We start from the raw sequence: 24,201 nt of genomic DNA, 5'->3' as shown, positions 1-24,201 counted from the left end.
GTGTTTTGATAAAGTGATGGTAGACACAAGCAGCAGAAGGTGGAACAAAGATGAAGAAGTATTTTAAATTTCAAAAACTGAATGGGATTTCTCCTTATATATGGATGATTTTTTTCATCTTGCCTTTTTATTTTATTTTTAAAAGCTCTTCTACCTTTGTCATCGTGGCCGGCATCATTTTCACACTTGTTTTCTTTGGCGCATACCGCTTCGCATTTGTTGCAAAAGGCTGGCCGCTTTACTTATGGGCGCTTCTTCTGATCGGCATTTCGACCGGCTCAGTTATGCTGTTCAGCTATATTTACTTCGCCTTCTTTATCGCCTACTTCATCGGCCATATCCGAGACAAAGTTCCATTTTACATCTTATATTACATTCATATCATTAGTGCGGCGGTTGCCGTCAACTTCAGCCTTGTTCTGAAAAAAGGGTGGTTTTTGACACAAATACCGTTTATCGTCATTACACTGATCAGTGCCATCCTGCTCCCGCTCAGCATTCGAAGCAGAAAGGCACGGGAGCGCCTTGAAGAGAAATTAGAATATGCAAATGAGCGAATCGCCGATCTTGTGAAGCTGGAAGAAAGGCAGCGAATCGCCCGGGACCTTCACGATACACTTGGACAAAAGCTCTCCTTAATCGGACTGAAAAGCGACCTCGCCCGAAAGCTGATTTACAAGGACCCCGAACAGGCCCGCACTGAGCTGAAAAGCGTGCAGCAGACGGCCCGCACCTCCTTAAATGAGGTCAGAAAAATCGTTTCATCGATGAAAGGCATCCGATTGAAGGATGAGCTCGGCAATGTTCGGCAAATTCTTGAAGCGGCAGGAATTGAATTTGTGTATGAAGAAAAAGAAGCGCCAAAACATATCTCTCTGCTGAACGAAAACATCGTCAGCATGTGCATAAAAGAAGCCGTCACCAATGTCGTGAAGCACAGCGGCGCCAAAGTATGCCGCATCACCATTCAGCAGCTTTGGAAAGAGGTTGTCATTACGGTGGAAGATGACGGCAGCTTTCAATGCAAAGAAGATCGCTTTTTTTCAAAGGGGCACGGCCTGCTTGGAATGAGGGAACGTCTTGAATTCGCAAACGGCAGTTTAGCCATCGATACAGCCGCCGGAACAAAGCTGACCATGAGAATCCCGAATGATTCAAAATCAAAAGAAAAGGATGGTAGCAGATGATCAACATCTTCATTGCCGAGGATCAGCAAATGCTGCTCGGCGCACTCGGTTCACTGTTGAATTTAGAAGAGGATATGACGGTTGTCGGCCAAGGCACAAGCGGCCAGGATGCCATCGATTTCGTGGAAAAACATGCGCCCGACATCTGTCTGATGGATATCGAAATGCCCGGGAAATCAGGTCTTGAAGCGGCAGAAGAGCTCAAGGACAGCGGTGTGAAAATCATCATTTTGACGACCTTTGCCCGCTCCGGCTATTTTCAGCGGGCGCTAAAAGCAGGCGTCAGCGGGTACATGCTCAAGGACAGCCCGAGCGATGAGCTCGTCAGCGCCATCCGCAGCGTCATGAAAGGAAGACGCGTCTACGCACCTGAATTAATGGAGGACATCTATAGTGAAGAAAACCCGCTGACCGAACGGGAAAAAGAGGTGCTCGAGCTTGTCGCAGACGGAAAAAACACGAAAGAAATCGCAAACGCCCTCAGCATCAAAAGCGGCACAGTCCGCAATTACGTTTCGATGATCCTGGATAAATTAGAAGTGAAAAATCGAATTGAAGCCATTACCAGATCAAAGGAAAAGGGCTGGTTTAAGTAACCCGCCCTCAGCTTGTTCAGCCAGTGTTTTTGCACTGGCTTGTTTCTTTTTCACCGTCACTCCGTCTCTTCCTTCCACTTCTTATCAATCAGCATTTTTCCCGGCCAAGTGTATGCCATGATGCCGCCGTCTGCGGTGATGTCTTCTCCCGTGACGTAAGAGCTGTCGTCTGAAGCGAGGAAGAGCGCGACGGCTGCCATTTCTTCCGGTTTTCCGAGCCGGCCGAGCGGCGTGATCCATTTGTTGGCTTCACGGAACGCTTCGCCCATTTCGTCTTCTGTCGTGCCTGCCAATTTATCAATGAGCGGCGTTTCAATCGTCCCCGGCGATAAGGAATTGACGCGGATTCCACTTCTGGCGTAATCAATGGCCATCGCTCTCGTCAGGTTCGTGATTCCGCCTTTTGCGGCGTTATAGCCTGAGCGGTCAAGGTCTGCGGCCCGGCCGGACATGGAGGAGGTGTTGATGATGGAGCCTCCTTTTTCGAGCATGAGCGGAATCAGGTATTTGCTGCAAAGAAATGTGCCGCGCAGATCGACGGCGATGATCCGGTCAAACAGGTCGACCGGGTATTCATGGACTTTTCCGCCCTCTTGGTCAACACCGGCATTGTTAAACAGAATATCAATTGTTCCGTACTTTTGCTGAATGCCGTCCGCAAAAGACTTTACGTTTTCTTCGTCTGATACATCAAGGTGAAAGGCTTCTGCTTCTCCGCCGTTTTTTCTGATGGCGCTGACGGTTTCATTCAGTTCGCTTTCATTGATGTCACCGCAGATCACGCGGGCGCCTTCATCGGCGAAAACCCGTGCCGTCGCTTGTCCGATGCCTGTCGCGGCCCCTGTGATGATTGCGGTTTTGTCTGTTAATCTTCCCATATTGCGATTCCTCCTTTTTTTATATCTGTTCCCGCTGAATAGGGGGATAAACATACGGAGGTCTGTTTCTAAATACCTATTAAATATGTTAATATTATGTATATACATCATTGGGAGGTTTACATATTTTGAAGATACAGCATAAGAAGGAGATAGCGTTTTATTGTTATGCCATTGTTCCTATGGGATTTGTGATTTACACCGTTATCTCTATTCTATTTCAGGACATCATATTTCCTCTCACTGTAAGAAATGTTCTGCATGAGTCTTTGCGAAACTTGGGATCTCTTATCTTATTTAGTTTGTTTTTCTACCCGTCATACATATGGATGAAGAAGGAATTCGGCCGCCGGAAAGAAGCAGAGAGGAGAGGATGATCAACATTCTCTCTTTTTTATTGATAAAATGGGTGAAATGAATCCATTAACATGTTAAATTTACAATATATGCATCTGCTAATCCTAGTTGACAATTGTCACTGTATATGATAAATAGATGCTGAAAAGATTTTACATAACATCAAAGCATAATTAAAGGAGAGATCTGAAGTGCGGAAAAAAAAGTTTAAAGCAGAATCCAAGCGATTGCTGGACATGATGATTAACTCCATTTACACGCAGAAGGAAATTTTTCTCCGCGAGTTAATTTCCAACGCGAGCGATGCGATTGACAAAATCTATTACAAGGCGTTAACCGATGATTCATTAACGTTTGATCAAGACAATTACTACATAAAAGTGACGGCGGACAAAGAAGCGAGAACGCTCACCGTCACAGACACCGGTATCGGGATGACAAAAGACGAGCTTGAACAGCATCTCGGCACGATTGCGAAAAGCGGTTCACTCGCTTTCAAGCAAGAAAATGACACGAAAGATGGCCATGACATTATCGGCCAGTTCGGCGTCGGATTTTATGCGGCGTTTATGGTGGCTGATAAAGTCACGGTGAAAAGTAAGGCGCTCGGCAGTGACGAGGCGTATGTATGGGAGTCGGAAGGGGCTGCCGGCTACACGATCGCGCCGTGTGACAAAGAAACCGTCGGTACGGAAATCACCCTGCAAATAAAAGAAAACACAGAAGATGAAAGCTATGATGAGTTTTTAGAAAACTACCGCATCAAAGCGATCGTGAAAAAGTACTCTGATTTTATCCGCTACCCGATCAAAATGGAAGAGACGGTCAACAAGCCGAAAGAGGGCAGCGAGAACGAATTTGAAGAAGTTCAGGAAGAACAGACGGTCAACAGCATGGTGCCGATCTGGAGAAAAAATAAAAGCGAGCTGACGGATGAAGATTACGAGGCTTTTTACGCCGAGAAGCATTACGGCTTTGATAAACCGCTGACCCATGTGCATATCAGCGTCGATGGAGCGGTGCGCTACAATTCGATTTTGTTTATTCCGGAAAACATGCCGTTTGACTATTATACGAAGGAATTCGAAAAAGGATTGGAGCTGTATTCCAACGGCGTGCTGATCATGAACAAATGCGCCGACCTGCTTCCGGACCATTTCAGTTTTGTAAAAGGCATGGTCGATTCTGAGGATCTGTCGCTGAACATTTCCAGAGAGATGCTGCAGCACGACCGCCAGCTGAAGCTGATTGCGAAAAACATCAATAAAAAAATCAAAGCCGAGCTGAAGAGCCTGCTGAAGAACAAAAGAGAAAAATACGAATCTTTCTATGAATCTTTCGGCAGACAGCTCAAATTCGGCGTCTATAATGATTTCGGCGCGAATAAAGATGTCTTAAAAGATCTGCTTCTCTTCTATTCATCTAAGGAGAAAAAGCTCGTCACTCTGGACGAATATGTGTCCAGAATGCCTGAGGATCAAAAATATATCTATTACGCGTCCGGCGATTCATATGAGCGGATTGAAAAGCTGCCGCAAACTGAAATGGTGGCGGACAAAGGCTACGAAATTTTATACTTCACGGAAGATATTGATGAATTCGCGATCAAAATGCTGACAAGCTATGAGGAAAAAGAATTCAAATCCGTATCAAGCGCCGACTTAGGCATCGACAGTGATGAGGATGAAAAGCAGACTGAAGCCGAAGAGAACGAATATAAAGACCTGTTCGAAAGCATGAAAGAGATTCTTGCGGATAAAGTAAAGAACGTCAGAGCGTCGAAACGTTTAAAATCCCATCCGGTATGCTTTGCGACAGACGGCGAAGTGACGATCGAAATGGAAAAAGTATTAAACGCCATGCCTGACAGCCAGCAGGTCAAAGCGGAAAAAGTGCTGGAAATCAACCCGAATCACGAAGTGTTTGAGACGTTAAAGAACGCGCACGGACAAGATCGGGAAAAGCTGGCATTATACACAAATCTTCTCTACAATCAGGCGCTTCTGATTGAAGGGCTGCCGATCCATGATCCGGTCGAATTTACGAATGACATCTGCAAAGTTATGGTATGACGCCAAAAAGGAATCGCCCAGCGGGGGCGATTCCTTTTTTTGTTACAGTGTGCGCTGTTTAAGAATTTGATTTTGTTTGCTGCGCTTCTTTAAGGAGAACCGTTTTTTCAAGTGCGTTTCGATTTCTTCTAAACTTCTGCCCTTCGTTTCAGGAACGATGTAAGCGGCGAAGAAGAAGGATGAGAGGCAAATGACTGAGAATATTCCGAATACCCAGCCGATGCCCATGGCGCTCAGCATAAGCGGGAATACCAGTGAAACGATCAGGTTGGTTGCCGACAGGATCAATGTCGTAAATCCGGTTGCGGCTCCGCGTGCGTTTGACGGGAATAGCTCCGGCATCAGAACCCATACGACGGGACCCCATGTCGCCTGGTAGAAGACGATATAGATGCCGAGAAACAGCACGGTCAGCCATGCTGTTGAAGCTGACAGGCCGGCCAGAAGGAGAATGGCTGATAGTGACGCCAGGCTCAAGGTAATGCCGACACTTCCCCACATCAGCAGTTTTTTCCGGCCGATCCGGTCAATTAAGATCATGGCGGTGATACACATGATGACGTTTAAGACACCGATGCCCATCGTGCCGAGAACGGACGCCGAAGTGCCGAGTCCGGCCTTTGTAAAGATGGTCGGCGCATAGTAAATCACCGTGTTGATACCGACCGCCTGCTGGAAGATGGCGAGGCCGATCCCGATCAGCAGCATAGGGCGGATCCATTTGGCTTTCAGCAAGCCGAGTGTAGATTCTTTTTTCTCGGCTTCACCTTGTTTCATTTCCGCCAATTCAACGGCGATATCCTCTTTGTCGTGGGTCATTTCCATGACTTGTCTGGCTTCCTTCTCACGGCCGCGTTTGACGAGCCATCTCGGAGATTCCGGCATAAACGCGATTCCGATTAATAAAAGCGCCGCCGGTACTGCGGCGAGACCGACCATCCAGCGCCAAGCTTCAAACGGGGTGAATATGTAATTCACAATATATGCGAGTAAAATTCCGGTTACAATCATTAAGTTATTCAATGTGCCGAGCGTTCCGCGTATTTTCGTCGGCGCCATCTCAGATAGATAAACGGGAACCAGCGCCGTTGAGCCCCCGACGGCTAACCCGAGAATGACACGGGAGATAATCAGCATAGTGACGGTTTGCGAAGCCGCACAGGCAAGCGCGCCGATAATAAAAATGAGTGAAAGGACGAAAACCACTTTTCTCCGGCCCCATCGGTCAGAGCATGTCCCGCTTAATGCGGACCCGAAAATCGCACCGAGCAGCAGCATGCTGACGACCAATCCCTCGGTCAGCGTGTTTAAAGGAATATCATTGTTAATAAATAACAAAGCCCCTGAAATCACACCGGTGTCATAGCCGTAAAGCAGCCCGCCTAATGCTCCGAAAAAGTAAATCAGGTATTTTTTGGTGTTTTTCTTCACAGATGATCCTCCTCATCTTTTGGAACGCATAATAGTTTATTTAGATAACTATTTCATTCCCCGAAGAGAAAAATATAAACATAAAAAAACACGCCCCATTTAGGGACTGACCCCCGTTTTTGAGACAGGGATCAAAACACCTTTAAGCAGCCAGCTGTCGGTATGTGACCGGCGGCTGGTTGTTTAGTTTCGTTTGAATACGAATGTTGTTATAATAGTGTATATAGGTTTCGACAGTTTGTTCTACGATGGTCGTCGTAGTGCTTTCCAACCTGTCGAGGTAGAACGTTTCAGACTTTAGTGAGGAATGAAACGATTCGATGGAGGCATTATCAGCGGGCGTCCCTTTGCGGGACATGCTCATGGTAATGCCTTTTGTTTTAACAGCTTTCTGATACTCATAAGATGTATAAACAGAACCTTGGTCACTATGTAACACACAGTTCTCTGGCAGTGCGGGCAGCTGATCAAGTGTGTGTAAGACAAAGTCTGTGTCCTGTCTATCGCCAATCGTAAAAGCAATCACTTCTCCATTGTATAAATCCAATATACTGGAAAGATACAATTGTTTCTGCCCATAAGGCAAATATGTGATATCCGTTACTAGCTTTTCCAGAGGGCGATCAGACTGAAAGTTCCGATCCAATATATTCTCGGCCACGGCATATGGCTGCCCATTCTTCTTACGCTTTTTCACCTTAACCCGGCATTGCCACTGATTCTTCTGCATAATGCGCTGAACCGTTTTATGATTCATACGCATTCCCTTTTTTAATATGGCTGATACTTGTGTTCTCGGCACAACGTGCCGATTTGTTTTTCTAAATGGTATTTAGGGTTATCTTTCATCAGATTCTTCTTCCAACGATAATAAGATGCTCGTGAGATACCTAAATGAATACAGATATCCTTTATGGTCATTGTGCTGCGCAATGCTTCTACAAGCTCGACTGGCGTTTCGCTATCAGCTTCCTTTCCAATTCGTTGTACTTTTTTAACACTTCATTCTGTTGTCTCAGATAACGATTTTCTGCCTGCAGTTTCTCTAATTCGGAAGAATACTCTGGACCTTTTCCATAAGAATATTGCTTTCCGACAGGTTGTTCGAATCGATGTGTGTCCCCAGCTTTATACCACCTGACCCATGTCTGCACCTGCGTCTTATTCTTTATATTCAATTCCTGCATGATCTCCTTCACAGGCACGCCCGCCAATCTCATTTCTACAGCCTTCTGTTTGACTTCAACCGGATAACTCACTCTTGCCCTCATAGAAAAACACCTCCAAGTCTAATTTCGGATAACAACGATCCGTTTTCAAACTTGAAGGTGTTTTTTGTTTGTCTCATATTATGGGGTCAGTCCCTTTAAAAGGCGTGTTTTTTTCTTAGGAAAACTGCTTGTCGATAAACGCGATTTCTTCAGCAGATAGCGTAATGGAGGCTGCTTTCATGTTGTCTTTTAATTGATCCGCGCGTTTGGCGCCCGGAATCAGGATATCGATTTCAGGTCTCGCCAAGTACCAGGCAAGCACGATATGCGCCGTATCGGCATTGTGCTTTTCGGCAATCGGTTTGAGCTGGTTGACTTTTTTGATGTTTTCTTTAAACTGCTCCCCTTGGAAATGCGCCTGATCATTGCGCAGGTCGCCTTCAGGGAAGGTTGTGTTCTCGTCGTATTTGCCGGCCAGCAGTCCGGATACGAGCGGGAAGTACGGAATGAATGAGATGCCGTGTTCTGTCGTATAAGGGAAGAAAGTCTTTTCCGCCTCACGGTTCAGCAGGTTGTATTCTCCTTGAATCACGTCGACTAAGCCGTCTTTATTGGCTTCTTTCAGCTGTTCCAAAGAGAAATTGGATACGCCGATGGAACGGATTTTTCCTTCTTTTTTCAGCTCATTCAACGCTTGAACGGCTTCGTCCTTCGGCGTGTGCTCATCCGGGAAATGGATGTAGAATAAATCGATGTAATCAGTCTGCAGGCGTTTCAGGCTGTCTTCGACCGATTGTTTCAAAAAGGCCGGTGAATTGTCGAAAACAAAGTCATCGCCTTCTTTTCTGTGAGCGGCTTTTGTGGCGATGAAGACATCCTCGCGGTTACATTCTTTCAGCACCTCGCCGATTAATTCTTCAGAACGGCCCACACCGTAAATATAGGCGGTATCTAACATGGTAACGCCGCTTTTAATCGCTTCCCGAACCAATTCTTTTCCCGTTTCTTCATTCAGATTCGGATAGAGATTGTGTCCGCCGACCGCATTTGTTCCCAAACCGATCGGAAATACCTTTAGGTCAGTTTTGCCGATTGTTACTTTGCTCATGTTTTCGCCCCCTGAAAAAATTGGATATCATAGCGGCTGCCGGAAAAATACGGCAGCGTTCTCTATTAACTATAACGCTATGCCAAGTGAATGTCGATTTGATGCTCTTGGCAATACTTCGTATATTCCTCATCGAGCTGCTGAGAAGTGACAATGCTGTGAAGCCGGTCGAAAGGCGCGTATGTCAAAAGCGTGGATTTGCCGAATTTGGAATGATCCGCGAGCAGATACACTTCGTTCGCCTTTTCGGAAATTCTCTTTTTCACCTCGTATTCCAGTAAGTCGGAATTCGTCAGGCCGTGGGTGATCGTTGTCCCAGTAGCGGACATGAACGCCTTGTTAATGTTGTATTTATTGAGTGTGCTCGGATCATCAATGCCGACAAACGACCTTGTCTTCCGTTTGTAGTTATTGCCGATGATGATCAGGTCGATATTTTTCATGGATGAAGCCGCGTTAATAATATCCAGGCTGTTCGTCAAAACCGTTACATTCTTATCGGGATCAAGCGTCTCCAGCATCGATTTGGTCGTCGTGCCGGAATCAATAAATACAAGATCGTGATCCTCGATAAACCGTGACGCATAGCGGGCGATTTTGATTTTTTCATCCTGATGTTGAATGGTGCGGTTTTCAAAAGGGACGAGCACAGATTTTTCGGCTGACGTCACGCCGCCGTATACCTTTTTGATAACCCCTTTTTCCGCAAGCTTATTAATATCGCGTCTGACCGTGTTTTTAGAGACGTTGAATACCTCGCACAGCTCATCCAGTGAAGTGGCTCCGTGTTTGAGAATGTATTCTTCCATCTCCTGAATCCGCATCAGTTTCATAAAAAAACTCCTTCTAGAATTCTTAAAGTAATTAAAATATATAATAAACACCAGAAGTTAATCAATAGTTACTTAACAAATGATAAAAAAGAGGGATCATCCCCTCCGATTCGACACGGTTCTCCAAGTTCCTGTTTTCCCGATCAAAAAAAGTATGGTAAAAATAATGTGAAAAAATTTTGATTTTTTAGATTGACTTGAAGATGTGTTGGGCTTACAATGTAACCAAGAAATGACCAAAACATAACCTGTAAAATCAAAAGTGAAAGATGTAACCGTTTGCTTTTTCCGGTACATGACCAACTTTTACATGGGAAGATTGGGATTCACCATCATTTTAGCATTTGTAAGCGTTTAAATCATGTCTTTTATATGTAAAAGATGAATATATTCATCCGTTATTATCCAGCTGAACAGGATGTTTACTATTTAAGGAGGCAATGAGAATGGCAGAGATCAGAAAACTGAAAAACTACATCAATGGTGAATGGGTTGAAAGTAAGACAGATCAATATGAAGACGTTATCAATCCGGCTACAAAAGAAGTGATGTGCCAGGTTCCGATTTCTACGCGGGAGGATGTGGAATACGCCGTCCGCTCAGCGTCAGAGGCATTTCAAACATGGTCAAAGACGGCAGTGCCGCGCCGTGCGAGAATTCTATTTAACTATCAGCAGCTTCTCCAGCAGAACAAAGAAGAGCTTGCCCGTCTGATTACTTTGGAAAACGGTAAAAACACGACGGAAGCACTCGGTGAAGTGGGACGCGGAATTGAAAACGTCGAATTCGCAGCGGGCGCGCCGTCACTCATGATGGGCGATTCACTTGCCTCCATCGCGACGGATGTAGAGGCGGCGAACTACCGCTATCCGATCGGGGTGGTCGGCGGTATCGCACCGTTCAACTTCCCGATGATGGTCCCGTGCTGGATGTTCCCGATGGCAATTTCGTTAGGAAATACGTTCATTCTGAAGCCGTCTGAGCGCACGCCGCTGTTAACGGAAAAACTGGCAGAGCTGTTTGAACAGGCCGGTCTGCCGAAGGGCGTCTTCAATGTCGTGCACGGCGCGCATGACGTCGTAAACGGCGTTCTTGAACATCCGGATATTAAAGCCATCTCATTCGTCGGTTCAAAACCTGTCGGCGAGTATGTTTTCAAAAAAGGCAGCGAACATTTGAAACGCGTGCAAGCGTTAACGGGCGCGAAAAACCACACGATCGTGCTGAATGACGCCCACCTTGAAGATACGGTGACAAACATTATCGGCGCGGCATTCGGTTCGGCAGGAGAGCGCTGCATGGCATGCGCGGTTGTGACGGTTGAAGAGGGAATCGCCGATGAGTTTATGGCGAAATTACAGGAAAAAGCAGCGGACATCAAGATCGGAAACGGACTGGATGACGGCGTGTTCTTAGGCCCGGTCATCCGCGAGGACAACAAAAAACGCACGCACAGCTATATTGAAAAAGGCATCGAAGAAGGAGCGAGACTTCTTTGTGACGGGCGTGAAAACGCAACGGAAGACGGCTATTTCGTCGGACCGACGATTTTTGACAACGTGACGACGGATATGACGATCTGGAAAGATGAAATCTTTGCGCCCGTTCTGTCGGTCATCCGCGTGAAAAACTTAAAAGAAGCGGTGGACATCGCCAACCAGTCTGAATTTGCGAACGGCGCGTGTCTGTTCACTTCAAATGCGAATGCGATCCGCTACTTCCGTGAGAATATTGACGCGGGAATGCTCGGCATCAACCTTGGCGTGCCGGCGCCGATGGCATTCTTCCCGTTCTCTGGCTGGAAGTCTTCTTTCTTCGGCACATTGCACGCAAACGGAAAGGACAGCGTCGACTTCTATACACGTAAAAAAGTCGTGACGGCACGATACCCGTCTCCTGACTTCAATTGATCTGACAGCCGGCCCGGACGGCTTTGTGATTCCGTCCGGGTTTTCTTTTACCATCAATTAAGGAGGAATAAACATGAGTCATTTGCTGCGCAAACCGCAGGCCGATGAGATTTCTCAAGGCGTGAACATCATACATGACGTCACTTCAGCCAATTCAGACCTCAAATACGTCGGATTTAAAGTCGTTGACCTCACTCCCGGTTCCGCATATACAGAAGATTTGAAAAAGACGGAGTGCTGCATCGTTGCGGTAACGGGAAAAATCACCGTCACTGATTATGATCAGACATTTGAAAGCATCGGCACCCGTGAAAGCGTATTTGAAAGAAAACCGACGGACAGCGTTTATGTGTCCAATGACCGCTCTTTTGAAATCACAGCGGTCAGCGGGGCGAGGGTCGCGCTGTGCTATTCTCCGTCCGAACACCAGCTTCCGACAAAGCTGATTAAAGCGGAAGACAACGGTGTGGAACATCGCGGCAAGCTGGCAAACAAACGAACCGTTCATAATATTCTCCCCGATTCAGATCCATCGGCAAACAGCCTTCTCGTTGTTGAAGTTTACACGGACAGCGGCAACTGGTCGAGCTATCCGCCTCATAAACATGACCAAGACAATCTGCCGGCTGAATCCTTTTTAGAAGAAACCTATTACCATGAAACGTACCCGCCGCAGGGGTTTGTCTTCCAGCGTGTGTACACGGACGACCGCTCGATCGATGAGACGATGACCGCAGAAAATGAAAACGTTGTCATCGTGCCGGCGGGCTATCACCCGGTTGGTGTTCCGGACGGGTATACCTCTTACTACCTGAATGTAATGGCGGGACCGACACGAAAATGGAAGTTTCATAATGATCCGGCCCATGAATGGATCCTGGAACGCTAACAAGTGAGGAGTGGCAGATAACGATGAAATATACATTTAATGAAGAAAAAGAGTTTGATATTGTCGCGATCGGACGCGCGTGTATTGATTTGAACGCTGCGGAATACAACCGGCCGATGGAAGAAACGATGACGTTTTCTAAATATGTCGGCGGCTCCCCGGCAAATATTGCGATCGGCAGCGCCAAGCTCGGATTAAAAGCCGGTTTTATCGGCAAAATCCCGGACGATCAGCACGGCAGATTCATCGTTTCTTATATGCAGGGAAAGGGCGTTGATACGTCACAAATGACCGTTGACAGAGAAGGGCGCAAAGCCGGGCTCGCTTTTACGGAAATTCTCAGTCCCGAAGAGTGCAGCATCCTGATGTACCGGGATGACGTGGCGGATTTGTATCTTGAGCCGTCCGAAGTCAATGAAGGCTACATCGCAAACGCGAAAATGCTGCTCGTATCAGGTACGGCGCTTGCGAAAAGCCCGTCGCGCGAAGCCGTCTTAAAAGCGGTGCATATCGCAAAAAAACATGACGTAAAAGTCGTGTTTGAGCTCGACTACCGTCCGTATACATGGCAATCGGCAGAAGAAACAGCCGTGTACTACACGCTGGTGGCGGAACAATCCGATATCGTCATCGGTACGCGTGACGAATTTGACGTAATGGAAAACCGCAGCGGCGGAAATAACGATGAAACCGTCCGCCATTTGTTTGCGCACTCCGCTGACCTTGTCGTCATTAAGCACGGCGTTGACGGATCATACGCATACAGCAGATCGGGAGAAGTTTTCCGGGCGCATGCCTATAAAACAAAGGTGCTGAAGACCTTCGGAGCGGGTGATTCCTATGCGTCCGCCTTCATCTACGGACTTGTCAGCGGCCGGGATATTGAAACGGCTTTAAAATACGGGAGCGCTTCCGCTTCCATCGTCGTCAGCAAACACAGCTCCTCAGAAGCAATGCCGGCTGCCGGTGAAATCATCGAACTGATTGAAGCGCAGCACAGTCTTAACGGTAAATAGAACGTATAAAAGGTGGGATCGTTTGTGGGTAAGACAATTCGCTTAACGACAGCACAAGCGCTGATTCAATTCTTGAACCGGCAGTACATTCATGTTGACGGAAAAGAAGAGCCGTTCGTTGAGGGCATCTTCACGATTTTCGGCCACGGAAATGTGTTGGGGATCGGGCAGGCGCTTGAGCAGGACGCCGGGCACCTGAAAGTCTATCAAGGCAAAAACGAACAAGGCATGGCGCATGCCGCGATGGCATACAGCAAGCAGATGCTGAGAAGAAAAATTTACGCGGTATCGACATCGGTCGGTCCGGGTGCCGCTAACTTGACGGCTGCCGCGGGTACGGCGCTGGCCAATAATATCCCGGTGCTGCTGCTTCCGGCCGATACCTTTGCGACGAGGCAGCCTGACCCGGTGCTTCAGCAGGTGGAGCAGGAATACAGTGCCGCCGTCACAACAAACGATGCGTTAAAGCCCGTGTCCCGCTATTGGGACCGCATCACCCGCCCCGAGCAGCTGATGAGCAGCTTAATCCGGGCGTTTGAAGTGATGACAGATCCGGCAAAAGCGGGTCCGGCGACCATCTGCATTTCTCAGGATGTAGAGGGAGAAGCATTTGATTTTGATGAAAGCTTCTTTGAAAAACGCGTTCATTACATTGACCGGATGCAGCCGAGCGAGCGTGAACTGAAAGGCGCCGCGGAAAGAATTAAGGAGAGCAGCCGTCCCGTCATTTTAGTGGGCGGCGGCGCGAAGTACTCCGGCGCGCGTGAGGAATTAATCGCGCTTTCTGAAACATACGGCATTCCGCTTGTCGAAACGCAGGCCGGCAAGTCAACGGTTGAAGCCGATTTCGCCAACAATCTGGGCGGCATGGGCATCACGGGCACACTCGCCGCAAACAAAGCCGCCCGCCAGGCTGATCTGATCATCGGTGTCGGCACACGGTACACGGACTTTGCGACATCCTCGAAAACGGCGTTTGATTTTGACAAAGCAAAATTTTTGAATATCAACGTCAGCCGCATGCAGGCTTACAAGCTTGACGCGTTTCAGGTCGTAGCCGATGCGAAAGTGACGCTCGGCAGGCTGCACGGCTTATTAGACGGATATAAAAGTGCATTCGGCACGGCGATTAAAGACTGGAAAGATGAATGGCTTGCTGAACGGGACCGGCTCGGAAAGGTCACTTTTACACGTGACGCGTTCGAACCGGAAATTAAAAACCATTTCTCACAGGATGTGTTAAACGAGTATGCCGACGCGCTCGAGACTGAGCTGCCGCAGACAACGGCGCTGTTGACCATCAATGACACGATTCCTGAAGACAGCGTCGTCATCAGCTCGGCGGGGTCTCTTCCGGGGGATCTGCAGCGGCTGTGGCATTCCAATGTCCCGAATACGTACCACCTCGAGTACGGCTATTCCTGCATGGGGTATGAAGTATCAGGCACGCTCGGCCTCAAGCTGGCCCATCCCGACAAAGAAGTCTATTCACTCGTCGGCGACGGAAGCTTTCTGATGCTGCACTCAGAGCTGATTACCGCGCTTCAATATAACAAAAAAATCAATGTCCTGCTTTTTGACAACTCCGGATTCGGCTGTATCAACAACCTGCAGATGGATCACGGGAGCGGCAGTTATTTCTGCGAGTTCCGCACAGAGGACAATCAGATTTTAAACGTTGATTACGCGAAGGTGGCAGAGGGCTACGGCGCTAAAACATACAGAGCCAATACGGTTGAAGAACTGAAAGCGGCGCTTGAAGATGCGAAAACGCAAGACGTATCCACTTTAATTGAAATGAAGGTTCTGCCGAAAACGATGACGGACGGCTATGACAGCTGGTGGCATGTCGGCGTGGCGGAAGTGTCGGAGCAGGAAAGCGTTCAGCGGGCATACGAAGCGAAAGAGACGAAGCTGAAGTCTGCAAAGCAGTACTAGAGGGGAGGCATCACGATGGGCAAACAAGATATTCTGTGGGGCATCGCTCCCATTGGGTGGCGCAATGACGATATGCCGGAAATCGGAGCCGGGAATACGCTGCAGCATTTGTTAAGCGATATTGTTGTCGCCGGCTTTCAAGGTACGGAAGTGGGAGGGTTTTTCCCTGAACCCTCCGTCCTCAATAAAGAGCTGGCTCTCCGAAACTTGCGGATTGCGGGGAAATGGTTCAGCAGCTTTATCATACAAGACGGTATTGAAAAAATGGCTGAACAATTTACAGAACACTGTGATTATTTGCAGAAAGTCGGAGCGGATGTCGCCATCGTTTCTGAACAGACGTACAGCGTTCAGGGCTTGGACATTGATGTATTTAAGGAAAAACCGCACTTCTCAGATGAAGAATGGGATACGCTGTGCCAAGGCTTGAACCGTCTCGGGAAAATCGCTGGCGAATACGGGCTGGACCTCACGTTTCATCATCATCTCGGCACAGGCGTCCAGACGGCGGAAGAAGTTGACCGGCTGATGGATGGAACGGACCCGCGGTATGTCCATTTACTTTATGATACCGGCCATGCCTATATCTCGGACGGAGACTATATGACGATTCTCAACAAGCATATGGATCGGATCAGACACGTTCATTTCAAGGACGCGCGGTTTGACATTATGGAGCGGTGCAGACAGGAAGGCAAGTCATTCAGGCAGTCGTTTTTACAGGGCATTTTTACGGTTCCCGGCGACGGATGCATCGATTTTACCGAAGTATACCGAACGCTCGTCCGTCATGATTATTCAGGCTGGATCGTCATCGAAGCCGAACAAGACCCGGCAGTCGCCAATCCGCTTGAGTACGCGCTGATTGCAAGAAAGTACATCGACAGTGAACTGCTTGATCCTGCAAATTAGAGGGGGACTTATATGAATAGTGCCAAGGCGGAATCAGCTTTCAGCAAAAGGACCATCGCCGCAGCATTAGCAAATTACATTGATGCAGGTTCCATCGTGGCAGGATCAGCGGGTTTATCTATGTGGGTCAGCTACTTGAAGCTGTCCGACAGCCAGATCGGATTGCTCGGCGCCTTCAGCGCAAACGCGATATCAGCGGCCATCGGAGCGCTGCTCGGCGGGTATTTGGCTGATAAGGTCGGCCGAAAAGCTGTATACACAAACAGTATGCTCGTCTACGCCTTAGGAATTTGTTTGGTTTTGTTTGGATTCAACTTTCCCATGCTGTTATGCGGATACATGATTATCGGGATTTCTGTAGGCGCGGATATTACGGCTTCATGGACCATTATCGCGGAAAACGCCCCTGAGAAAAACCGGGCGAGGCATTGCGGAGTGGCGCAGGTGGCGTGGGCCGCAGGAGCCGTTGTGGTTCTGCTGTTATCCGTTTTGGTCGGTGACCTCGGGCTTTTAGGAAATAAAATTGTCTTTGCGCATCTATTGGTGATCGCCCTGATCACATATGTGATAAGAAAGCGTTTACCTGAGTCGGATGCCTGGAAAAACAGTGAAGAGCGGCCTGCCGCCGTGAAAAAAACATCTTATTTTGACCTGCTTCAGCCGAAATTTTTCAAGAACATTTTGTTTTTAATGGGTGTGTTTCTCGTATGGAATCTCGCCGCGGGCGTCATGGGATTCTTCATGCCGTACATCTACCAGCAGGTCGGCGGCGTATCCGCAAATACGGCCAACATTCTGCAGATGGCCCTGTTTATCTTCACCGGGCTCGGCGTCGCCTGTATCTTCATGCCTTTCGCAGATAAATATCGGAAAACGGTGTTCGGAATCTGCGCATGTATGGCCGTTGTCGGCTGGTCGCTGTTTTTACTGCCGTTTCAGGGGCTCCCGATGCTGCTTTTGTTTGTTTTAGCGATCGGCATCAATAACGGAGCCGGCCAGCAGGCGAACTACCAGCTGTGGGCAAGCGAGCTGTTCCCGACAGAACACAGAGCGTCAGCACAAGGGCTCATGTTCTTTCTCGTCCGTATTTCAATCGGAATTTGGAGTTTATTTGTGCCGGTCATCATGTCACAATTCGGCATCGGTTTTATGGCCGGTATTCTGCTCATATGTGTGACGGCCAGTATGATCATCGGGCTTGTTTTCGCACCGAATACGTCCGGCAAGTCGCTTGAACAAATACAGGAGGAACTGTACGGCGCTCCTCAGGACGGCAGCGAGAAAAGAAAGACGAGAACCATTATTTGATTATCAGAAGGAGTGGCGATCAATGAATTTACGTATAGGTGTTATCGGAACCGGTGCTATCGGAAAAGAGCACATCAACCGCATCACAAATAAGCTGTCCGGAGCGGAAATTACCGCTGTCACAGATGTGAATCAGGAGGCCGCGCAGCAGACCGTTCAGGATTTCAATTTGAACGCCTCCGTTTATCCTGATGACGACAGCCTCCTCGCTGCTGAAAATGTGGATGCCGTCTTAGTGACAAGCTGGGGCCCGGCTCACGAGTCCAGCGTTTTGAAAGCGATTCAGCACGGCAAGCACGTGTTTTGTGAAAAGCCGCTTGCGACAACGGCAGAAGGCTGTATGCGCATTGTCGAGGAAGAAATGAAGACGGGAAAACGATTGGTGCAGGTAGGTTTCATGCGCAGGTATGACAGCGGTTACGTTCAGCTGAAAGAAGCGATTGACAACCGCGTGGTCGGCGAGCCGCTGATGATTCACTGTGCGCACCGCAACCCGACAGTCGCATCCAATTATTCAACGGACATGGCAGTCGTCGATACGCTCGTTCATGAAATTGATGTCCTCCACTGGCTCGTCAATGACGACTATGAATCCGTACAGGTGATCTATCCGAAGAAATCAAAAAATGCGCTGCCGCATCTGAAAGATCCGCAGATGGTCATCATCGAAACAAAAGGCGGCATCGTCATCAATGCCGAAATCTACGTGAACTGTAAATACGGCTACGACATTCAATGTGAAATCGTCGGGGAAGACGGCATTATCAAGCTTCCGGAACCGTCAAGCATCAGCTTGAGAAAAGAAGGGAAATTCAGCACCGATATTCTGATGGACTGGCAGCGCCGATTTGTGGCTGCGTATGATGTGGAAATTCAAGACTTCATTGATTCGATCCGGAATAAAGGTGAAGTCAGCGGTCCGACGGCATGGGACGGTTATATTGCCGCGGTGACAACTGACGCGTGCGTAAAAGCTCAGGAATCCGGACAGAAAGAGCCTGTGGCGCTGCAAGAGAAACCGGCATTCTACCAATCATTTACGACTGTGAACAAATAATAGATCGGGAGTGAAAGAAATGAAACTGGCCTTAGATCCATCCATGTACCGCGATGATTTAACGTTAGAAGAAATGGTCTATAAAACGGCGGAACTCGGATACGAATATATCGAACTGTCTCCGCGCGAGGATTTTTGTCCTTTCTATAAATATCCGAAAGTCGATTCAGCAAAAATCAAACAATTGAAGCGCCTTTTAAAAGATACAGGTGTGAAGCTGTCTTCTCTTCTTCCGCTTTACCACTGGGCGGGTCCTGATGAAGACCGCCGTCAGGCCGCCGTGCGCAACTGGAAACGGGCGATCGAAATTGCGGTTGAACTTGAAGTGGATTTGATGAACAGTGAATTCAGCGGTTCAAAATATGATCCGTTGACAAGTGAAGAAAAATTTATCAAATCCATGGATGAACTGCTGCCCGTCTTTGAAAAAGAAGGCGTTAAACTCAATCTGCAGGCTCACCCATACGATTTTATCGAAACGCACAAAGGTGCGATGGATATGATCCGCGCGCTTGACAAGGATTGGATCAATCTTGTCTACTCGACTGCGCATACGTTCTTCTATGATGACGGAAAAGGCGATATTGCGACCATGTTTGATGAAGCCGGCGACCGCCTCACACATGTTTTATTTGCAGATACTTTTAATCATAAAGCGGCGCATGGCCTGCGCTACATCGTCAACCCGCCTGACGCGAAAGTAACGGTTCACCAGCATTTGGACATCGGGCAAGGCGAGGTTGATTTTGAGACGATTTTCAGAAAGATGAGAGAGATGAAATTCGACGGAATTGCGACGAACGCCGTTTTTGCTTGGGTCGGCGAAAGAGCGGATGAATCAAGCCGGACCACGCTTAAGAAATTAAAGGAAGAATTAGGCATGGCATAAGCTGAGTACGGAGTTCGGCGGAGCGGGGCAAACAAGCCCTCCTGCCGGACTCCCTTCATATCGAAAACGTTAGATGGGAGAGGCTGACATGAAACTTTGCTTTAATGAAGCGACTACGCTGGAGAATTCAAACCTGAAACAGGATTTAGAACTGTGCGAAAAGCACGGCTATGATTATATTGAAATCCGCACAATGGATAAGCTGCCGGAATACTTAAAAGACCATTCACTGGCCGATCTGGCGGAATATTTTCGAACCCATCACATTAAACCGCTTGCCCTGAACGCACTGGTTTTCTTCAACAACCGTGATGAGAAGGGCTATAGGGAGATCATTTCGGAATTCAAAAGCATGATGGAAACCTGCAGGACGCTCGGCGTGAAATATGTGGTGGCCGTGCCGCTTGTGACAGAGCGGAAAATCTTGAAAGAAGAGATCAAAAAGAGCAGCATAGAGGTGCTGACTGAGCTTTCGGACATCGCGGAGCCGTACGGCGTAAACATTGCCCTTGAATTTGTCGGCCACCCGCAATGTACGGTCAATACATTTGAACAGGCGTATGACATCGTGAACGCTGTCGGCCGCGATAATGTCGGACTGGTGTTTGACAGCTTCCATTTCCACGCGATGGGCTCCAATATTGAGAGTTTGAAGCAGGCGGACGGAAAGAAAATTTTCATCTATCATATCGACGATACAGAAGACTTTCCGATCGGCTTTTTAACGGATGAAGACCGCGTCTGGCCTGGACAGGGTGCGATTGACTTAGACGCCCATCTGTCAGCGTTAAAAGAAATCGGATTCAATGATGTTGTCTCCGTAGAGCTGTTCAGACCTGAATATTATAAGCTGACTGCGGAGGAAACGATCAAAACGGCAAAGGAAACAACGGAAGCCGTCGTATCAAAATACTTCATGAAGGAGGCGTGAACATGGCTTTTGTCACCATGAAACATCTTCTTGCAGAAGCGAAACGGGAGCATTATGCAGTCGGCCAATTTAATATCAACGGCCTCCAATGGACGAAGGCGATTCTGCAGGCGGCGCAAAAGGAGCAATCGCCGGTCATCGCCGCGGCTTCCGATCGTCTGGTCGACTATTTAGGCGGCTTTAAAACGATTTCCGCCATGGTCGGCGCGTTAATGGAAGAAATGGCGATTACCGTTCCCGTCGTGCTCCATCTTGATCACGGAAGCAGTGCGGAACGCTGCAGACAGGCCATTGACGCCGGATTCAGCTCAGTGATGATTGACGGCTCCCATCATCCGATTGATGAGAACATCGCGATGACAAAAGAAGTCGCCGATTATGCCGCTCAGCACGGCGTCTCAGTAGAAGCGGAAGTCGGCACGGTCGGCGGCATGGAAGACGGGCTGGTCGGCGGGGTCCGCTATGCCGATGTCGCCGAATGTGAGCGGATCGTCAAAGAAACCAATATCGACGCGCTGGCCGCCGCCCTCGGCTCCGTCCACGGCAAATATCAAGGTGAACCGAATCTCGGATTTAAAGAAATGGAGGCTATCTCCCGCATGACTGATATTCCTCTCGTTCTTCACGGAGCATCCGGGATTCCGCAGGATCAGATCAAAAGAGCCATCACGCTCGGCCACGCGAAAATCAATATCAACACGGAATGCATGGTCGCCTGGACAGACGAAACACGCCGCATGTTTCAGGAAAACGGAGATCTGTACGAACCGCGCGGCTACATGACACCCGGCATTGAAGCCGTGGAAGAGACGGTGCGAAGCAAAATGAGAGAGTTCGGATCAGCCGGTAAAGCCGTAAAACAGCAGGTCGGCTGATGAAAAGCACTCACAACATCGTGAGTGCTTTCGTCTTTCCGTTTATGTCCTTCTCGCGTTTCACCAAAGTATCACAATCAAATCAACCTGTTCATCTTTACAGGCTCTTTCAATCCAAGCGATTTGTTACAGCTTGCCCCCCTCGTTTACTATAGTTATGAAAACTAGAATTCGTTATTATCCTTTTCTTAAAATAATCCATAAGTCATGTATCTTTGTCTTTCGCAGTGATTTCATTATTACCTTGTCTCGAATTCTCATAAGTACCGCATATACCCTACGTAAGGTCGCGTTTAGTAAAATTTCTTATTCCGTAAACCAGGAGACCGAGACATGTTATTACCATAATTGAGTAAAATAGGAAGTTTGATTGAATCGGTGATTCATCTTCGGGTGACATTGCTAACATAGGCTGTGTCCATGGATATACTTGACCTAATGGTGTACTGGCAATAATAATGGCCGGTAATGTAAAAACAATGCTAACAGCGAGTGGTATGCCAAATGTTTTAGACCTGATTGAAACAATAAGCTGCAATAAAATTAATGGTAAACAAGCTAAGATCCCTCTAATTCCATAACCTAGAATTGTAAGTAAAGGAAGACTCCCGCTTATGCCTAACATATAACCGAATCCAATAAATAAGAGGATTAAAATGAACATACTAATGAATATCATGCGGACCACTGTTAGAAACTTTCCCAGAAAGATATCTGAGTGTTTGACTGGTAAGGCTAGAAGCTGTTTCCAACCGCCTCCTACATGTTCCCCCCTGCAAACAAGGGCGGCGAAAATTCCCACTACGATAGGCAATACAAAAGGGCCCATAAATAAGGCAACTTGTGTCCAAGCCTCTACCCAGGGATTGTCTCCAGGATTCATAAAAAGGTTATAGTTTTTAATAAAGTTCGTGTATGCCAGGGATACACCTAACAAAGGCCCTAATAAATAGATGATCCATAACTTTGATCGCTTAAGCTTTAAACGTTCTACAAATAAAATGTTTTTCAAGTATTTCGCCTCCTTTTTACAAAGCATCCCGTTTAGCAAAATGAATAGAGCCTAGAAATAATATAATTATCCCTAAGAAAAGGCTAATGCAAAGGTAAGATGAAAGATCTGGGTTATATCCTATACCTTCATACTGCAGAATGACTGTCGAAGATTGACTAGGATAAGCCAGCGGAAACCATCTCGTTGATTGAGCAGCTGCCAAAAACAAACCCATTATAGATGATATTGATCCTACAAGAATTGAGAATGCTTGGTTGCTAAACACCATAGATAACCATATCTGGAATGCCATTATAGGCAGTACTGTAACTAACATGCTGTAACTATCTCCAAACAAAAGTCCCCAAGGTACACTACCTTCGAATCCTACCAGTTTGCCTAGCAGTACCATGCCGAGCAAGAAGATTGTTGACGAAATAAATAAACTGACTACTAAGCAAATAAATTTACTTACATAAATTCGCATTCTAGATACGGGAAAAGAAAGGGTTTGCTTCCATCCGTTTGCTTGATGTTCTATATTTGCTATTATTGACGCAGAAAGTGTTGCGGCTAATGGAAAACCCAGACCAAATAACAAACTGTTATCATACAGTAAATACATCCACATTGATCCAGCATGGAACATTTCAGCTTGTTTTTCCACGTATTCAGATCGATAAGTAAGATTTACCAACTCATATGCTATAATGAGTAAGGGAACCAATAAGACTACAATCAATAACGACGAACGTTTCAGTTTTAATTGATCTGCCCATAATAACTTTTTCATAGACTTCCCTCTGTACCAGTTAATTCTAAAAAAATATCCTCAAGCGATCGTGTCTTTTCTTCAAGTCGAAATACAGACAGCCCTGAATGAAGAAGTATGGAATTGATTTCTGAAACAAATTCCGGTTCTGTTTGAGACAGCCACAAATAATTTTTTTGTAAATCAACCTTTAATCCTTTCCTGTTTAGTATTGTTTTTGCTTCGATTACGTCACTAACACCGACTTTTAATAGTGGTTTTCGTTTTTGATGTAAACTTGCAATCGAGTCCTGGAAAATCATCCTTCCATTGTTAATAATCCCCACCTGAGTAGCCATTTGATCTATTTCACTCAATAAGTGGCTGGATACAATAACACTCATTCCCGATTTAGGCAATTCTTTAATTAGCTCTCTTATTTCTTGGATACCGGATGGATCTAAACCGTTTGTCGGTTCATCCAGAATTAATAAATCAGGACTGCTTAACAGGGCAACTGCAATTCCCAAACGTTGTTTCATTCCAAGGGAATACTCCTTAGTCAGTCGATTTGCTACTTTAGATAACCTTACAGTTTCCAATACTTCATTGACTCGTTGTTCCGGAAGTCCTCGTAACCTCCTAACAGCTTCTAAGTTTTCGTAAGCTGTTAAATTACCATAATAAGTTGGAGATTCTACCAGTGACCCGATTCTTTGCAATATCTGCAAACGATTCTTGTTTAGGTTTTGGCCAAAGATTTCGATGTTTCCTTTTGTTGGTTTAATTAAACCTAATAACATTCGGATGGTTGTTGTTTTACCAGCACCATTCGGTCCAAGAAAACCATAAATTTCGCCGCGCCTAATCCTTAAGTTTAATCCATCAACTGAAGTATGCTTTTTATACTTTTTAGTTAGATCGTGTGTTACCACTATTTGATCATTCATTTGTCTCTCACCTCACTTTTATCATAAGCGATGTTCTTTAAACACAAACGAAACTCTTCCTAAACATTCACTTAACGACATCCCTGGTTTATTTTCTGTATGTAGTTA

Annotated in this window: 21 protein-coding genes and 1 pseudogene; 14 read left to right on the top strand and 8 right to left on the bottom strand. The window is 47.0% G+C overall.

The genetic code is table 11. The features are described from left to right. Window positions 1–50: 50 nt before the first annotated feature. Both NYE28_RS20605 and NYE28_RS20600 read left to right on the top strand, forming a co-directional pair. The gene (locus tag NYE28_RS20605) at window positions 51–1,187 is read left to right on the top strand and encodes a sensor histidine kinase (protein WP_025285539.1); all 1,137 of its coding nucleotides are present in this window, start codon (window positions 51–53) and stop codon (window positions 1,185–1,187) included. After that, window positions 1,184–1,783, top strand: coding sequence for a response regulator transcription factor (locus tag NYE28_RS20600; RefSeq protein ID WP_007614886.1), 600 nt, complete (start codon window positions 1,184–1,186; stop codon window positions 1,781–1,783). The genes NYE28_RS20605 and NYE28_RS20600 overlap by 4 nt, the downstream gene beginning before the upstream one ends. A 56-nt stretch (window positions 1,784–1,839) precedes the next feature. Here NYE28_RS20600 and NYE28_RS20595 read toward each other — a convergent pair whose 3' ends face one another. Continuing rightward, the gene (locus NYE28_RS20595) at window positions 1,840–2,661 is read right to left on the bottom strand and encodes an SDR family oxidoreductase (protein ID WP_007407847.1); all 822 of its coding nucleotides are present in this window, start codon (window positions 2,659–2,661) and stop codon (window positions 1,840–1,842) included. Between the two features lie 128 nt (window positions 2,662–2,789). On the opposite strand from NYE28_RS20595, the gene NYE28_RS20590 reads away from it, so the two are divergent. Both NYE28_RS20590 and htpG read left to right on the top strand, forming a co-directional pair. After that, the gene (locus tag NYE28_RS20590; RefSeq protein WP_007614882.1) at window positions 2,790–3,038 is read left to right on the top strand and encodes a hypothetical protein; all 249 of its coding nucleotides are present in this window, start codon (window positions 2,790–2,792) and stop codon (window positions 3,036–3,038) included. Between the two features lie 171 nt (window positions 3,039–3,209). Then, the gene (htpG, locus tag NYE28_RS20585) at window positions 3,210–5,090 is read left to right on the top strand and encodes a molecular chaperone HtpG (RefSeq protein ID WP_025285538.1); all 1,881 of its coding nucleotides are present in this window, start codon (window positions 3,210–3,212) and stop codon (window positions 5,088–5,090) included. 42 nt (window positions 5,091–5,132) lie between these two features. Here htpG and NYE28_RS20580 read toward each other — a convergent pair whose 3' ends face one another. The 4 genes and pseudogenes from NYE28_RS20580 to NYE28_RS20565 all read right to left on the bottom strand — a co-directional run bounded on the left by NYE28_RS20580 (window position 5,133) and on the right by NYE28_RS20565 (window position 9,673). After that, window positions 5,133–6,521, bottom strand: a complete 1,389-nt coding sequence (locus tag NYE28_RS20580; RefSeq protein ID WP_032869301.1) for a sugar porter family MFS transporter — start codon at window positions 6,519–6,521, stop codon at window positions 5,133–5,135. A gap of 142 nt (window positions 6,522–6,663) precedes the next feature. Continuing rightward, window positions 6,664–7,792: pseudogene (locus NYE28_RS20575) on the bottom strand (IS3 family transposase). Window positions 7,793–7,907: 115 nt separating this feature from the next. After that, the gene (locus NYE28_RS20570) at window positions 7,908–8,840 is read right to left on the bottom strand and encodes an aldo/keto reductase (RefSeq protein ID WP_337681112.1); all 933 of its coding nucleotides are present in this window, start codon (window positions 8,838–8,840) and stop codon (window positions 7,908–7,910) included. Window positions 8,841–8,917: 77 nt separating this feature from the next. After that, on the bottom strand, window positions 8,918–9,673 hold the full coding sequence (locus NYE28_RS20565) for a DeoR/GlpR family DNA-binding transcription regulator (RefSeq protein ID WP_007614879.1): 756 nt from the start codon (window positions 9,671–9,673) through the stop codon (window positions 8,918–8,920). 446 nt (window positions 9,674–10,119) lie between these two features. Here NYE28_RS20565 and iolA point away from each other — a divergent pair, with 446 nt between their 5' ends. From iolA to fba, 10 genes are all read left to right on the top strand, one after another. Then, complete coding sequence (gene iolA / locus NYE28_RS20560; protein ID WP_012118848.1) at window positions 10,120–11,583, top strand: methylmalonate-semialdehyde dehydrogenase; 1,464 nt, start codon at window positions 10,120–10,122, stop codon at window positions 11,581–11,583. A 73-nt stretch (window positions 11,584–11,656) separates the two neighbouring features. Further along, window positions 11,657–12,472 (top strand): 5-deoxy-glucuronate isomerase, encoded by an 816-nt coding sequence (iolB, locus tag NYE28_RS20555; protein ID WP_032867923.1) that lies wholly within the window; start codon window positions 11,657–11,659, stop codon window positions 12,470–12,472. 23 nt (window positions 12,473–12,495) lie between these two features. Further along, window positions 12,496–13,488, top strand: a complete 993-nt coding sequence (iolC, locus tag NYE28_RS20550; protein WP_007407838.1) for a 5-dehydro-2-deoxygluconokinase — start codon at window positions 12,496–12,498, stop codon at window positions 13,486–13,488. A 24-nt stretch (window positions 13,489–13,512) separates the two neighbouring features. Continuing rightward, window positions 13,513–15,426, top strand: coding sequence for a 3D-(3,5/4)-trihydroxycyclohexane-1,2-dione acylhydrolase (decyclizing) (gene iolD, locus NYE28_RS20545; protein WP_039253257.1), 1,914 nt, complete (start codon window positions 13,513–13,515; stop codon window positions 15,424–15,426). A 15-nt stretch (window positions 15,427–15,441) separates the two neighbouring features. Further along, entirely contained in the window at window positions 15,442–16,338 is an 897-nt protein-coding gene (gene iolE / locus NYE28_RS20540) for a myo-inosose-2 dehydratase (RefSeq protein ID WP_012118844.1), read from the top strand. Window positions 16,339–16,350: 12 nt separating this feature from the next. Next, complete coding sequence (locus NYE28_RS20535; protein WP_032867917.1) at window positions 16,351–17,646, top strand: MFS transporter; 1,296 nt, start codon at window positions 16,351–16,353, stop codon at window positions 17,644–17,646. 22 nt (window positions 17,647–17,668) lie between these two features. After that, a complete protein-coding gene (locus NYE28_RS20530; protein ID WP_015418570.1) occupies window positions 17,669–18,703 on the top strand; it encodes a Gfo/Idh/MocA family oxidoreductase in 1,035 nt (344 codons plus the stop codon). Between the two features lie 19 nt (window positions 18,704–18,722). After that, window positions 18,723–19,592, top strand: a complete 870-nt coding sequence (locus NYE28_RS20525) for a sugar phosphate isomerase/epimerase (protein WP_007407833.1) — start codon at window positions 18,723–18,725, stop codon at window positions 19,590–19,592. Between the two features lie 88 nt (window positions 19,593–19,680). Beyond that, the gene (gene iolI / locus NYE28_RS20520) at window positions 19,681–20,523 is read left to right on the top strand and encodes a 2-keto-myo-inositol isomerase (protein ID WP_007407832.1); all 843 of its coding nucleotides are present in this window, start codon (window positions 19,681–19,683) and stop codon (window positions 20,521–20,523) included. Between the two features lie 2 nt (window positions 20,524–20,525). Next, window positions 20,526–21,398, top strand: coding sequence for a class II fructose-1,6-bisphosphate aldolase (gene fba, locus NYE28_RS20515; RefSeq protein WP_059367494.1), 873 nt, complete (start codon window positions 20,526–20,528; stop codon window positions 21,396–21,398). Between the two features lie 277 nt (window positions 21,399–21,675). On the opposite strand, the gene NYE28_RS20510 is transcribed toward fba, so the two are convergent. Genes NYE28_RS20510 through NYE28_RS20500 form a run of 3 tightly spaced genes read right to left on the bottom strand, consistent with a single transcriptional unit; the run spans window position 21,676 to window position 24,093 of the window. Beyond that, window positions 21,676–22,410: an ABC transporter permease gene (locus NYE28_RS20510; protein WP_012118839.1), complete on the bottom strand. Its 735-nt coding sequence runs from the start codon at window positions 22,408–22,410 to the stop codon at window positions 21,676–21,678. Between the two features lie 16 nt (window positions 22,411–22,426). Next, window positions 22,427–23,185, bottom strand: coding sequence for an ABC transporter permease (locus tag NYE28_RS20505; RefSeq protein WP_012118838.1), 759 nt, complete (start codon window positions 23,183–23,185; stop codon window positions 22,427–22,429). Next, the gene (locus NYE28_RS20500) at window positions 23,182–24,093 is read right to left on the bottom strand and encodes an ABC transporter ATP-binding protein (RefSeq protein ID WP_012118837.1); all 912 of its coding nucleotides are present in this window, start codon (window positions 24,091–24,093) and stop codon (window positions 23,182–23,184) included. Before NYE28_RS20500 ends, NYE28_RS20505 begins: the two co-directional genes overlap by 4 nt. Window positions 24,094–24,201 lie beyond the last annotated feature (108 nt).

The organism is Bacillus sp. FSL R5-0443 (assembly GCF_038608285.1).
GTDB lineage: Bacteria > Bacillota > Bacilli > Bacillales > Bacillaceae > Bacillus > Bacillus velezensis.
This window is presented reverse-complemented; position numbering and strand designations above follow the sequence as displayed.

Coding starts and splice junctions, on each gene's coding strand:
- NYE28_RS20605 (WP_025285539.1), top strand. CDS start 51: ATGAAGAAGTATTTTAAATTTCAAAAACTGAATGGGATTTCTCCTTAT.
- NYE28_RS20600 (WP_007614886.1), top strand. CDS start 1,184: ATGATCAACATCTTCATTGCCGAGGATCAGCAAATGCTGCTCGGCGCA.
- NYE28_RS20595 (WP_007407847.1), bottom strand. CDS start 2,661: ATGGGAAGATTAACAGACAAAACCGCAATCATCACAGGGGCCGCGACA.
- NYE28_RS20570 (WP_337681112.1), bottom strand. CDS start 8,840: ATGAGCAAAGTAACAATCGGCAAAACTGACCTAAAGGTATTTCCGATC.
- NYE28_RS20565 (WP_007614879.1), bottom strand. CDS start 9,673: ATGAAACTGATGCGGATTCAGGAGATGGAAGAATACATTCTCAAACAC.
- iolA (WP_012118848.1), top strand. CDS start 10,120: ATGGCAGAGATCAGAAAACTGAAAAACTACATCAATGGTGAATGGGTT.
- iolB (WP_032867923.1), top strand. CDS start 11,657: ATGAGTCATTTGCTGCGCAAACCGCAGGCCGATGAGATTTCTCAAGGC.
- iolC (WP_007407838.1), top strand. CDS start 12,496: ATGAAATATACATTTAATGAAGAAAAAGAGTTTGATATTGTCGCGATC.
- iolE (WP_012118844.1), top strand. CDS start 15,442: ATGGGCAAACAAGATATTCTGTGGGGCATCGCTCCCATTGGGTGGCGC.
- NYE28_RS20535 (WP_032867917.1), top strand. CDS start 16,351: ATGAATAGTGCCAAGGCGGAATCAGCTTTCAGCAAAAGGACCATCGCC.
- NYE28_RS20530 (WP_015418570.1), top strand. CDS start 17,669: ATGAATTTACGTATAGGTGTTATCGGAACCGGTGCTATCGGAAAAGAG.
- NYE28_RS20525 (WP_007407833.1), top strand. CDS start 18,723: ATGAAACTGGCCTTAGATCCATCCATGTACCGCGATGATTTAACGTTA.
- iolI (WP_007407832.1), top strand. CDS start 19,681: ATGAAACTTTGCTTTAATGAAGCGACTACGCTGGAGAATTCAAACCTG.
- fba (WP_059367494.1), top strand. CDS start 20,526: ATGGCTTTTGTCACCATGAAACATCTTCTTGCAGAAGCGAAACGGGAG.
- NYE28_RS20505 (WP_012118838.1), bottom strand. CDS start 23,185: ATGAAAAAGTTATTATGGGCAGATCAATTAAAACTGAAACGTTCGTCG.
- NYE28_RS20500 (WP_012118837.1), bottom strand. CDS start 24,093: ATGAATGATCAAATAGTGGTAACACACGATCTAACTAAAAAGTATAAA.